Annotated in this window: 7 protein-coding genes and 1 riboswitch; of the genes, 4 read left to right on the top strand and 3 right to left on the bottom strand. The window is 64.5% G+C overall.

What is annotated here, in order from left to right:
• Positions 1–59: 59 nt before the first annotated feature.
• A complete protein-coding gene (gene thiC, locus J7360_RS14315) occupies positions 60–1,937 on the bottom strand; it encodes a phosphomethylpyrimidine synthase ThiC (RefSeq protein ID WP_057661111.1) in 1,878 nt (625 codons plus the stop codon).
• Positions 1,938–2,028: 91 nt separating this feature from the next.
• Positions 2,029–2,126: riboswitch (TPP riboswitch) on the bottom strand.
• A gap of 432 nt (positions 2,127–2,558) precedes the next feature.
• On the opposite strand from thiC, the gene J7360_RS14310 reads away from it, so the two are divergent.
• Positions 2,559–5,330 carry a TonB-dependent receptor gene (locus J7360_RS14310; RefSeq protein ID WP_209034141.1) on the top strand — a complete coding sequence of 924 codons (2,772 nt, stop codon included), beginning with the start codon at positions 2,559–2,561 and terminating at the stop codon, positions 5,328–5,330.
• A 263-nt stretch (positions 5,331–5,593) separates the two neighbouring features.
• On the opposite strand, the gene J7360_RS14305 is transcribed toward J7360_RS14310, so the two are convergent.
• Entirely contained in the window at positions 5,594–7,450 is a 1,857-nt protein-coding gene (locus J7360_RS14305) for a methyl-accepting chemotaxis protein (protein ID WP_170922377.1), read from the bottom strand.
• Positions 7,451–7,508: 58 nt separating this feature from the next.
• Positions 7,509–9,218 (bottom strand): gamma-glutamyltransferase, encoded by a 1,710-nt coding sequence (ggt, locus tag J7360_RS14300; protein WP_209034122.1) that lies wholly within the window; start codon positions 9,216–9,218, stop codon positions 7,509–7,511.
• 649 nt (positions 9,219–9,867) lie between these two features.
• Between ggt and ilvC the strand changes: the two genes are divergently transcribed.
• The 3 genes from ilvC to J7360_RS14285 are packed head-to-tail and all read left to right on the top strand — an operon-like array spanning position 9,868 to position 12,875.
• On the top strand, positions 9,868–10,869 hold the full coding sequence (ilvC, locus tag J7360_RS14295; RefSeq protein WP_017156821.1) for a ketol-acid reductoisomerase: 1,002 nt from the start codon (positions 9,868–9,870) through the stop codon (positions 10,867–10,869).
• Positions 10,870–10,912: 43 nt separating this feature from the next.
• Positions 10,913–12,634 carry an acetolactate synthase 2 catalytic subunit gene (gene ilvG / locus J7360_RS14290; RefSeq protein WP_057661118.1) on the top strand — a complete coding sequence of 574 codons (1,722 nt, stop codon included), beginning with the start codon at positions 10,913–10,915 and terminating at the stop codon, positions 12,632–12,634.
• Positions 12,618–12,875 carry an ACT domain-containing protein gene (locus tag J7360_RS14285; RefSeq protein WP_022558522.1) on the top strand — a complete coding sequence of 86 codons (258 nt, stop codon included), beginning with the start codon at positions 12,618–12,620 and terminating at the stop codon, positions 12,873–12,875. Before ilvG ends, J7360_RS14285 begins: the two co-directional genes overlap by 17 nt.
• Positions 12,876–12,927 lie beyond the last annotated feature (52 nt).

The following is a 12,927-nucleotide window of genomic DNA, read 5'->3' as shown; positions in this document are numbered from 1 at the left end:
ATGAACTTTTCCTAAGCAGGCGCTACATCACGTTCCGTGAAACGCTGCCATGTAACGCGTCACGTGGCGCGATAGACCTGCGCGCCCTGCGCGACGAATTGCGCGGACTTTTCCTGCATGCCCGTCGATAACGCCTGCGCATCGCTCATGCCGTGCTCTGCTGCGTAATCACGCACGTCCTGGGTAATCTTCATCGAACAGAAGTGCGGCCCGCACATCGAGCAGAAGTGGGCCAGCTTGTGCGCGTCCTTTGGCAGCGTCTCATCGTGGAACTCCTTGGCCTTTTCCGGATCCAGGCCAAGATGGAACTGGTCGTCCCAACGGAACTCGAAACGCGCCTTGCTCAGGGCGTTGTCGCGTACCTGCGCGCCCGGATGCCCCTTGGCGAGGTCGGCTGCATGCGCGGCGATCTTGTAGGCCATGATGCCGTCGCGCACGTCCTGCCGGTTGGGCAGGCCCAGGTGTTCTTTCGGAGTGACGTAGCAGAGCATGGCGGTGCCGAACCAGCCGATCATTGCCGCCCCGATCGCGCTGGTGATGTGATCGTAGCCCGGCGCGATGTCGGTGGTCAGCGGGCCCAGGGTGTAGAACGGCGCCTCGCCGCATTCGCGCAGCTGCTTGTCCATGTTTTCCTTGATCAATTGCATCGGCACATGGCCGGGACCTTCGATCATGGTCTGCACATCGTGCTTCCAGGCGAGCTTGGTCAGCTCGCCCAGCGTTTCCAGCTCGCCGAATTGCGCCGCGTCGTTGGCATCGGCAATGCAGCCGGGGCGTAGGCCATCGCCCAACGAAAACGCCACGTCGTAGGCCTGCATGATCTGGCAGATGTCTTCGAAGTGCGTGTAGAGAAAGTTCTCTTTGTGATGCGCCAGGCACCACTTGGCCATGATCGAACCGCCACGCGACACGATGCCGGTCACGCGCTTTGCGGTCAGGGGCACGTAGCGCAGCAGCACGCCCGCGTGGATGGTGAAGTAATCCACGCCCTGTTCGGCCTGTTCGATCAAGGTGTCGCGGAAGATGTCCCAGGTGAGTTCTTCGGCGCGCCCATCGACCTTTTCCAATGCCTGATAGATCGGCACCGTGCCGATCGGCACCGGCGAGTTGCGGATGATCCACTCGCGCGTCTCATGGATGTGCTTGCCGGTGGACAGATCCATGACCGTGTCCCCGCCCCAGCGGATCGACCACACCAGCTTCTCGACTTCTTCGGCAATGCCTGAAGACACCGCGCTGTTGCCGATGTTGGCATTGATCTTGGTCAGGAAATTGCGGCCAATGATCATCGGCTCGCTTTCGGGGTGATTGATGTTGTTGGGCAAGATCGCACGGCCGCGTGCGATCTCTTCGCGCACGAACTCCGGTGTAATGCGTTGCTGGATCGAGGCGCCGAACGCCTGGCCCGGATGCTGCTTGCGCAAGCTTGCATCGGTCACCGCTTCCAGGCGCTGATTTTCGCGAATCGCCACGTACTCCATTTCCGGCGTGATGATGCCGCGGCGCGCGTAATGCATCTGGGTGACGTTGGCGCCCTGGCGCGCTACCCGCGGCAGACGCCGCGCCGGAAAGCGCACTGCATCCAGACGCGCATCGTGCTCGCGGCCACGCCCGAAGCTGGAGCTCAGCCCGCCCAGGGCGACGGTGTCGCCACGCTCGGCAATCCACTGCGCACGCAGCGGTGCCAGACCGGCGGCCAGATCGATCGCCACCCGCGGATCGGTGTAAGGCCCGGACGTGTCGTAGACGCTGAGCGGCGGATTCTCTTCGCCACCGAACAAGGTGGGCGTGCGCGTCAACGCGATCTCGCGCATCGGCACTTGCAGATCCGCGCGCGAGCCTCGCACGAAAATCTTGCGTGAACCGGGAATCGGCTGGGTGACGGCCTCCGACAACGACTGGGCTTGTTGCTGCAAAACGGTGGGCGCGGCATTCATGGCATTCGTCCTGTGTGCTGGCCCTGCGAAGGAGTCGCAGTGCGGACGAAGCGGCGGCGCTCGATACGGATCGCCCGTGCATGCACGAACCATCGCATCTGACGAAGCTTCCCTACGCCGGTATCAGCCGGATCAGGTTCGAAGGGACTATCTCAACCGCAGCACGCTGCGGTACCCCCACTTCTGCGGCGATTAAACCACATCGCACCCTGCGCGGCTAAACAAACGTCGCCAGAGACCTGCGGCGCGCATGGCGCCAAGCCAAACCCATAGGGCATACCGCACTGACGCGGCGCCCGCACCGGCCTGCTGTTGCGCGTGGCAAGGTTGTCGCGTCCGGCGGCGACATATGTCCGCACAGGTCATCCCACGTCGCTGCAGCACACGCCCTGCGTTGCGCAGGCATTACATGGCGCGCCAATGCATTGCGCGCGTGGCCACGCAACAAGGCGCCGATTGACGAAAAACGGCGGCGAAACCCGCTCGTTAAATTCCCGCTAAGCCTGCAGGGCATGCCGGAAACGCCGCGCGCATGCAGGTGTCATTCACGGGGATCGCGCTGTCGCTCCTCCTCTACCGGGAACCGCCGTACATATGACTATGACAACGCTCCACCCGACCATGCGTCGGGGCTCGCTCGCGATCGCCATCAGCCTGTGCGTCAGCACGAGCGCCATCGCCCAGGAACAAACCGACAAGAGTCCGACCAACCTGGACAAGATCGAAGTCACCGGCTCGCGCATCCGCTCGGTCGATGTGGAAAATTCGCAACCGGTGCTGGTCCTGACGCGCCAGGACATCGAAAAGCAGGGCCTGACCTCGGTTGCCGACGTTCTCAAGCGCATCCCTTCCAACGGTGCAACGATGAACAGCACCGTCAACAACGGCGGCGACGGCTCGGTCACGGTCAGCCTGCGCAACCTGGGCGCCTCTCGCACGCTGGTGCTGGTCAACGGCCGGCGCTGGGTCTCGGGCCTGTCCGGTTCGGTGGATCTGAACACCATTCCCTCGGCCATCGTGGAGCGCGTGGAAGTCCTCAAGGATGGCGCCTCGTCGATCTATGGCTCCGATGCCATCGCCGGCGTGGTCAACATCATCACCCGTACCAATTTCGATGGTGCCGAAGTCAACGCCTACGTTGGCCAATATGGCCAGGGCGATGGCCAGCGCACCTCCTTCGATGCCACCGTGGGCGCCACCGGCGAGCGCGGCAACCTGGTCATCGGCTTGTCCAGCGTCAAGGAAGATGCGGTGATGGCAGGCGACCGGGAGATCTCCGCCGAGCCGGTGTACGGCGCGGGCTCTTCGGCCTACAGCAGCTACTCGGCAAGCGGCCGCCTCCGTGCAAATGGCACCAGCGGCGCATGGACGGTGTTGCCCGACAGTGCTACCGCCAGCGGCGACAGCAGGTATCCGCGCTACGGCCTGGACCAGTACACCGCCTTCAATACATCCGAATATGGCTACAACTACGCCAAGGACAATTACCTGGTGACACCACAGAAGCGCGACGCGTTGTATGTGCAGGGCAACTACGCACTCACCGACAACGTGCGCTTCAAGTTCGATGGACTGTATAACCGCCGCCAGTCGTCGCAGCAATTGGCCGGCTTTCCGCTGGCTTCGGTCAACACCGGCATCCTGTTGAGCGGCGACAGCTACTACAACCCGTACAACACGGCCTACGGCGGCGACGGGCGCGATGTGGGCTGGTCGCATCGCTTGACCGAATTCGCGCGCACCTACCAGCAGGACGTCAAGACCTCGCACGTGTACACCGGGCTGGAAGGCGACTTCCAGTTTGCCGACCGGCAGTTCAGTTGGGATGTGGGCTTTGCGCACAACCAGACCGACCAGACCGAAACCCAGTATGGCGATGTCAATCTGCTCAACCTGAGCAATGCGCTCGGGGCATCGGCCATCGTCAATGGCACCCTGGCGTGCCTGGACAGCGGCGGCGCCGTCATTACCGGCTGCGTACCGTTCAACCCCTTGTCGCCGGCCGGTGGCGTGACCCAGGAAATGCTGGACTACATCCTGTTCACTGCGCACAACACCTATCAATACAAAAACAGCAGCTTCACCGCCAACCTCACCGGCGACCTGTTCGAGCTGCCCGCCGGCTGGATGAGTTTTGCCGCCGGTGTCGAACACCGCGAGGAAAGCGGGTTTTCCTCACCGGATGCCCTGATCTCTGCCGGCTATACCTCGGGCAATTCGTTCACGCCCACCTCCGGCTCGTACACGCTCAACGACTACTACACCGAAGTGGCGATTCCGCTGCTGAAGGATGTGCCTGGTGCGCAGTTGCTGGAGTTGAGCGCGGCTGTGCGCTATTCGGACTACAACACCTTCGGCAGCACCACCAATAGCAAGTTCGGCTTCAAGTGGAAGCCGGTCGCCGACCTGCTGATTCGCGGCAATTACGCCACCGGTTTCCGCGCGCCATCGATCGAAGATCTGTATCTGGGCGCGTCGGACAGTTTCGATACCTACTCCGATCCCTGCTCGACCAACAGCACCTCCTACACCAGCGCGATTGCGGCCGCATGCGCCGCCCGCGGCGTGCCTGCCAATTACGTTGCCGAATACAACAGCGCCAGCGGCAACTCCGGCCAGACCATCTATCCGTTCACCTACACCAGCAACGCCAATCTGCAACCGGAAAAGTCCAAGAACACCACGCTTGGCTTTGTCTACAGCCCGGCTTTGGTGCAGGGCCTGGACGTGTCGCTGGACTGGTGGAAGATCCAGATCACCGACGCCATCACCGAATTCAGCGCCAATCAGATCCTGACGCAGTGCTACCAGTTCAACGTCTCGGCGTTCTGCGACCTGGTGACCCGCGATGCGACCGGGACCATCACCGGCCTGGTGATCCAGCCGGTGAATATCGGCGAGCAACGCATGCAGGGCTACGATTTCACCGCGCGTTACAAACTGCCGCAGACCGCAATCGGCCAGTTCATGCTGACGCTGGATTCGACCTACGTGGCGGTCAACGAGCAGAAGCAGGACGACAATTCTGCGTGGGAAAGCTACAACGGCATCTACCACACCAATAATCCGAACTGGCGCACCCGCGGCACGCTCACCCTGGACTGGAGCTACGGCAATCTGGCCGCCAACTGGGCCGTGCGTTACTACTCGGGCATGAAGGACTACGATTCGGAACTGGACGACAACGGAAACTATCGCCACGTTGCGGCGACTGCGTTCAACGACATGCAGGTGTCTTACCAGCTTCCGTGGAATGCGACCGTGCGGCTGGGCCTGAACAACGTCTTCGACCGCGACCCGCCGGTCGCGCTCAGCGCCTCGGCCAACTCGTTCGATCCGGCCTACGCCATCCCGGGACGCTACAGCTACCTGCAGTACACCCAGCGCTTCTGAGCACGCTGTCCTGATCCACGTGGTGTCACAACGGCCTCCTTCGGGAGGTCGTTGTCTGTGTGCCACGGCTAACACGCAATCGAGCGCCTGGCACACGGCACGGCGATGGCGACATGCACAGACATTTCCACGGCACATCGCACCGTTAGCCTGCAGCCACTACAACAAGAAACCTGCTCTCTCTCCCTGCCGCCGATCTTCGGCGGCTTTTTTTTGTTGCCCGGGTTGACGCACAGCCGCCAAACGCCGGCCGGTCAACGCCATCACTCCAACGTATAGCCCACCCGCAAGCCGCCCCAGTGCTTGCCGCCGACGAAGATCGGCGCGGATAGGTCGAACATGATCTGGCCGGTATCGCGGCGATAGACCTGGAGGCGGTATGGGTCGGTGTGCGCGCCCACGCTGCGCCCAACGCGGTCGGTAAACTTGCGCTTGGTGCGGTTGCCGACCAGATCGCGCTTGGCATCGCCGGTCAACGGTTGCGTGAAGCGCAGATTGTGCGTGGGCACATAGCCATCGGGATTGGCGCAGATGGCGAAGACGATCCACGGGTGCGCGTCCAGCAGCGGCTCTTGCAAAGCGGGCAGTACCTGGTCGCAGAGCGCATCGAAGTCGGTATTGAACTTGGGCGGCTCCACGCCGGCGATCGGCGTATAGGTGCGCGCGAACAATGCAGCCTGCTCAATTTGCCCGCGCGCAATGGCCTGCGCCAGCGCACTGCCGATCTTGCCGGCCGTGGCAACGGCCAGCTCCTTGACCCGCGCGTGCCTGGGCACCAGCAGTGGGTCCGGCGGCAACCGGAACAAGCCCACGCAATCGCGCAGGGTTTCGGTGCCGCGCCCCAGCGCTTCGCTGCGTTCGGCCACGTGCGCAGCATGCTGCAGATTGCTGCGGCCCAACGCCACCACGCCATCTACCGCACGCTCGATCCCGCGAATTTCCCCGTCCTGCGCCTGGATGCGCCCGGCCACCGTGGTCATCGCGCTGCTGGCCTGCCCGAGCACGCGGGTGATGCCATCGAGCACCGCTTCGGTACCACGTGCAGAGGCTGCGCCCTCCCCCACGGCGGCGCTGGTTTCGGCCAGGATCGCGCGCACGTCGCGCGCCGCCGCTGCGGCGCGTTCGGCCAGCCGCCGGATCTCGGTGGCCACCACCGCAAACCCGCGCCCGGCATCGCCGGCATGCGCGGCTTCGATGCTGGCGTTGATCGACAGGATATTGGTCTGGAACGCCACCGAATCGATGACTTCGATGACTTCGCCCGCGCGCGACGCTCGGCGCTCCACTTCATGCATCGCCTGGCCCAGCGCATGCGCGGCGGCCACGCCTTGGCGCGCACTGTCGTCGGCGCTGGCGGCCAGCGCGATCACCTGTGCCAGCTCGGCATTGACGTCCTGCAGGCTCGACGACAACCGCTCCACCGCGGTGCGCGCGCCGTCCAGCGCCTCGTTCTGCGCCTGCGACTGGCGCACCATTTCATCGTTTTCGGCCACCAGCGGCGGCACTTCGGCGGCGATCTGCACCGACAAGGCCACTGCCTGACGGATGGCCTCGGCCAGATTGCCGAACCCGGCTTGCAGGCGCCGGCCCATCTCGGTTTCTGCCAGTCCTGGCGGCAACAACAGTTCGAGTTCGCAGCCGGCCAGCGCCTGCGCGGTGCGCTCGAGCACCGTGCGGTCTTCGTGCTCGGCCTGCAGACGCGCAACCAGCGGTTGCAGCAGGGGCGAGATCGGCACCGGCCGGCTGCCGTCGGCCAGACGCGTGGCCTCGCGCAGCAGGATCGCGGTTTCCACATGCGGCAGCGACAGCATCCAGCCGCCCTGCGCGCGGTCGCGCACATAGCGCACGCGCCGCGCCGGGTCGTCGCCCGGGGCAGCCCAGACGCCTTCTTCGCCCACCAGATCGGCGGCGCTCAACCCCCACACCACCGAGGCCGGCGCCCCCTGCAGCTCGGCCGCGGTCTTGCCCAGCACATCCAGGCCAACGCGGTTGCAGGCCACCACACACGCCTCGGCAGATAGGCGCAGCAAGGCCACGGGCGCATCCGGGAGCACGGCCGTCTGGGCCTGCGACGGCGGGTCGGGCTGTTGCATCGAATTCATGAGGGGCTCCTGCTCCATCCCGTGATTAGCGGCGTGCGGCGGCCGGAATTGAGCGGCAACCTCGACCGTACCGCGCTCAATATCCGGCCGCCTGTCCGTCCTTGCGGCTTTCCGAGGCACCGTAGTACACGCCGCTGGCCGGATCGCGGGCGATCGCCTGATACCCGCCGTACGGGCCGTCGGCAAAGATCACCCGGTGGCCTTTGCGCATCAGCGCGCGGATGGTGTCGTAGGAGAAGCCGGTTTCCAGGTTGACCTCGCCGCCATCGCTCATCGCGGTGGCCTGGCCGGTGGGCTCGGTGGAGCCCTCGTGCTGGATGCGCGGCGCGTCACCGGCTTCCTGCAGGTTCATGTGGAAGTCCACCAGGTTCATCACGATCTGCACATGCCCCTGCGGCTGCATCGCCCCGCCCATCACGCCGAAGCTCAGCCAGGGCTTGCCGTCCTTGGTGACGAAGGCCGGGATGATGGTCTGGAACGGCCGCTTGCCCGGCGCATAGCCGTTGGGGTGATCCTTCTTCAGCACGAACATCTCGCCGCGGTCCTGCAGGATGAAACCCAGCCCCGGCGGCGCCATGCCGCTGCCCATGCCACGGTAGTTGGATTGGATCAGCGACACCATCATGCCGTCGGCATCGGCCACGGTCATATAAATGGTGTCGCCTTCTTCCAGTTGCTTGGGTGTCCCCGGTTGTACTTCCTTGAGCGCCTTGTCCATCGAAATCAGCGCACGCCGCTGACTGGCGTAGTCCTTGGAGATCAGCCTGGCCAGCGGTGCCGGCTGAAACGCCGGGTCGGCATAGAAGCGTGCGCGGTCGGCGAAGGCCAGCTTCTTGGCTTCGGTGAACAAGTGCACGTGCTCGGCCGAGCCGAACGGAATCTTCGAGAAATCGTAGCCTTCCAGGATGTTGAGCATCTGCAACGCGGCGATGCCCTGGCTGTTGGGCGGCAGTTCCCACACATCAACGCCGCGATAGTTGGTGCTGACCGGCTCTACCCACTCACCCTGGTGGCTGGCCATGTCGTCGTAACTCAGATACCCGCCATTGGCCTTGAAGTAGGCGCCAATGGTGCGCGCGATCTCGCCCTTGTAGAACGCATCGCGGCCGCCGTCGGCAATCTGCTGCAGCGTGTTGGCCAGGTTCGGGTTCTTCCACAGCTCGCCCTTGCGCGGCGCGTGGCCGTCGATGGTGAATTGCTCCTTGAAACCCGGGTATTGCGACAGCCGCGGCACCGAACGGTCCCAGTAGTAGGCGATGGTTTCGGCCACCGGGTGGCCTTCGCGCGCGTAGCGGATGGCCGGCGCCAGGTTCTGCGCCATCGGCTTGCGCCCGAAGCGCGCGTGCAGCGCGAACCAGCCATCCACCGCGCCCGGCACCGACACCGGCAACGGTCCGGTCGGCGGAATGTCCTTCAGGCCGCGGCGCTGGAATTCAGCCAGGGTCAGCGATTTGGACGAGCGGCCCGAGCCGTTGTAGCCATAGAGTTTGCTGGTCTTGGGGTCCCAGACGATCGCGAACAGATCCCCTCCCACGCCATTGCCGGTTGGCTCCATCAGGCCCAGCGCCGCATTGGCCGCGATCGCTGCATCCACCGCCGAGCCGCCGTCCTTCATCACATCCAGCGCGATCTGGGTGGCCAGCGGTTGCGAGGTGGCGGCCATGGCATGCGGCGCAATGACTTCCGAACGGGTGGCAAACGGCAGCCCGGTGACGCGGTCGGCAGCGCCGAGAGGTGACGCGAGCAGCGCCAGAGCAGACACCAACAAGACAGGTACGCGACGCATGTACAGGCAACTCCCCAAGACACAACAGTGGATGACCCACCATACCAGCGGCCCGGGGCACAGCGCCCGATCAACAGTGCGAGTTACGATAAACCCGCGCAGTTGGTGATCCAGGTCGGCTCTGCAGATCATGAGACGATGCGGTTTCAGCGGTAACCATGCTGCTGCCATGCGGCTTCGCACGATACGTGCAGCGGGCCCGCGGATGTTTCACCCGCAAGGGTTGACACCTCACCGGCGGCGATGGTTATCTCAACCCATGCTGCACCGCCCCACCACCTCGAATGCTCTGATGTCCGCGCCCTTCGGCGCGTCGGCCGCGTCGCTTCTCGTGCTCGTACTTATTACCTCGCCAACCGGTGCGGGACGAGACTTCGTGTAGGCAACAGACACACAAGGCTTCGATCAGACCCCGCACCGGCAACGGCGCGGGGTTTCGCGTTTCAGGGATCACCAAAAGTTTCGAATGACATGAACGACATCATTGCCACATCCGCAACATCGCCGTGCGCCCAGACGCGCATGGCCGCCTGTGGTTGCCTGCGCCGTGTCATCGCGCGTCCCCGCTTTGCTCAGCCGGCCAGTGCCCGCACTGCCGGCTGATCCATTTATCGACCAATCTCCACTGCCAACTCCGCAAGGACATCCCATGAGCAACGACACCCAACCGAAAATCGCGATCATCGGCTACGGCAGCCAGGGCCGCGCACACGCGCTGAACCTGCGCGATTCCGGCTTCGACGTCACCGTCGGCCTGCGTGCCGGTGGCCCGACCGAAGCCAAGGCCCAGGCCGACGGCTTCACCGTCGTGGCACCGTCCGAGGCGGTCAAGAGCGCTGACCTGGTCGCCATCCTGACCCCGGACATGGTGCAGAAGAAGCTCTACGAAGACGTCATCGCGCCGAACATGAAGCAGGGCGCCTGCCTGCTGTTCGCGCATGGCCTGAACGTGCACTTCGACATGATCAAACCGCGCGCCGATCTGGACGTGGTGCTGGTCGCGCCCAAGGGCCCGGGTGCGCTGGTGCGTCGCGAATACGAGATCGGCCGCGGCGTGCCGTGCATCTATGCGGTGTACCAGGACACCAGCGGCAAGGCCGAGCAGTTCGCGCTGACCTATGCCGGCGGCCTGGGTGGCGCGCGCGCCAACATCATCAAGACCACGTTCAAGGAAGAAACCGAAACCGATCTGTTCGGCGAGCAGGCCGTGCTGTGCGGCGGCGCCTCGTCGCTGGTGCAGGCCGGTTTCGAAGTGCTGGTCGAGGCCGGCTATCAGCCGGAAATCGCATACTACGAAGTGCTGCACGAATTGAAGTTGATCGTGGACCTGTTTTACGAAGGCGGCATCACCCGCATGCTGGAATTCGTGTCCGAAACCGCGCAATACGGCGATTATGTCAGCGGCCCACGCGTGATCGATGCCAGCACCAAGGCGCGCATGAAGGACGTGCTGACCGACATCCAAAACGGCACCTTCACCAAGAACTGGGTGGCCGAATACGACGCCGGCCTGCCGAACTACAACAAGTTCAAGCAGGCCGACCTGGAGCACCCGATCGAGGAAGTGGGCAAGAAGCTCCGCGCCAAGATGGTGTGGCTCAACGGGCAACAGCAAGCCGCTGCCGCACCTGCGAATCAACAGGCGGCATAACGCCGCCGCCTCCCCCACCGCTTAAACCGAAGGTCCGCAACGCATGAACACCTCCGCACACAGCACGCCCCGCAATGGCGCGCGCTGGCTGACGCAGGCCCTGGAAGCCGAAGGCGTGGAAACGCTATTCGGCTATCCGGGCGGCACCATCATGCCGTTCTACGATGCCCTGGTGGATTCCAGGCTCAAGCACATCCTGGTTCGTCACGAACAGGGCGCTGCACTGGCTGCCAACGGCTATGCCCGTGCCAGCGGCCGGGTCGGCGTGTGCCTGGCCACCTCCGGCCCGGGCGCGTCCAACCTGGTCACCGGCATCGCCGATGCGATGCTCGACTCGGTGCCGATGATCTGCCTGACCGGCCAGGTCGCCACCCCGTTGCTGGGCACCGATGCATTCCAGGAGCTGGACGTGTTCGGCATGACCATGCCGATCGTCAAGCACAGCTTTCTGGTGCGGCGCGTGGAGGAGCTTCCGGAGATGGTGCGCCAGGCATTTCGCATCGCGCGCGAAGGACGTCCCGGGCCGGTGCTGATCGACCTGCCCAAGGACGTGCAGGTGGCAGATGCCTCGCATCTGCCGCCGCATGTTCCGGCAGCCGTGCAGCCGCCGCCGGCGCCAGCGGACGCGAAACTGGCCGAAGCACTGGCGGCGATCGCCGGCGCCGAACGCCCGGTGGTGTACGGCGGGGGCGGGATCGCGCTAGCGGGCGCGGTGGAGCCGTTCCGGCGCTTTGTCGAAGCCACCGGCATCCCGACCGCGCTGACCTTGCGCGGCCTGGGTGCGCTGCCGCATGCGCATCCCGATTACCTGGGCATGCTGGGCATGCACGGCACCCGTGCGGCCAACATGGCCATCCAGGAATGCGATCTGCTGGTGGTGGTCGGTGCGCGCTTCGACGACCGTGCCACCGGCAAGCTGAGCGAGTTCGCACCGTTTGCGCGCGTCATCCACCTGGATGCCGACGCGTATGAAATTTCCAAGCTGCGCACTGCCGACATCGCAGTGCCCGGCGACGTGGCCACCAGTCTCAAGGCACTGAGCGCAGCCCGGGCCAACTGCCAGGCCTGGCGCACGCGTTGTTTTGCCAACCGCGAAAAATTCGGCGCGCGTTACGACGCGCCCGGTACCGACATCTATGCCCCGGCGCTGCTCAAGCGCCTGAGCGAAGTGGCTCCGGCCGACACCATCATCGCCTGCGATGTGGGTCAGCATCAGATGTGGGTGGCGCAGCATTGCCGCTTCAACGACCCGCGCAATCACCTCACCAGCGGCGCGCTCGGCACCATGGGCTTCGGTCTGCCGGCCGCGATGGGCGCGCAGTTCGCCTGCCCTGACCGCACCGTGGTGCTGGTTTCCGGCGACGGCAGTTTCATGATGAACGTGCAGGAGCTGGTGACCATTGCGCGCTGCAAGCTGCCGGTGAAGATCGTGCTGCTGGACAACAGCTCGCTGGGCATGGTGCGGCAGTGGCAGGAACTGTTCTTTGCCGAGCGCTACAGCGAGATCGACCTGTCCGACAACCCGGATTTTGCGGCGCTGGCGCAGGTGTTCGGCATCCCGGCCAAGCGCATCATCGCCCGCGGTGACGTGGATGCGGCACTGGCCGATTTGCTGGCGCAGCCCGGTCCCGGCCTGTTGCATGTCGCCATCGACGCGCGCGCCAATGTGTGGCCGCTGGTGCCGCCCAACAACGCCAACAGCACCATGCTGGACAGCAATCCCGCACACGCGGCCAAGGAGACATCGCATGCGTTACCGGCTTGATCTGGTGCTGAAGCCGGCAGAAGGCGCGTTGGTGCGGGTGATCGGCATGACCGAACGCCGCGGCTTCCGCCCATGCGCGATCCAGGGCGCAGCAGCGCCAGACGATGCCGGGCGCTGGCATCTGCTGCTGGATGTGGACAGCAACCGTCCGCCGGAAACGCTGCGCCTGCAGCTGGAAAAGGTCTACGACTGCGAATCGGTGGTGATCACCGCACTGGAATCGATCGAGGCGGCGGCATGAGCATGCAGACCTCGCGCGACCATCAGACTGCCGTCCGGAGGTGTCTTCTTCC

The sequence above is a fragment of the Xanthomonas sp. D-99 genome (assembly GCF_017746145.1).
In the GTDB taxonomy this organism is placed as follows: domain Bacteria; phylum Pseudomonadota; class Gammaproteobacteria; order Xanthomonadales; family Xanthomonadaceae; genus Xanthomonas; species Xanthomonas cissicola.
This window is presented reverse-complemented; position numbering and strand designations above follow the sequence as displayed.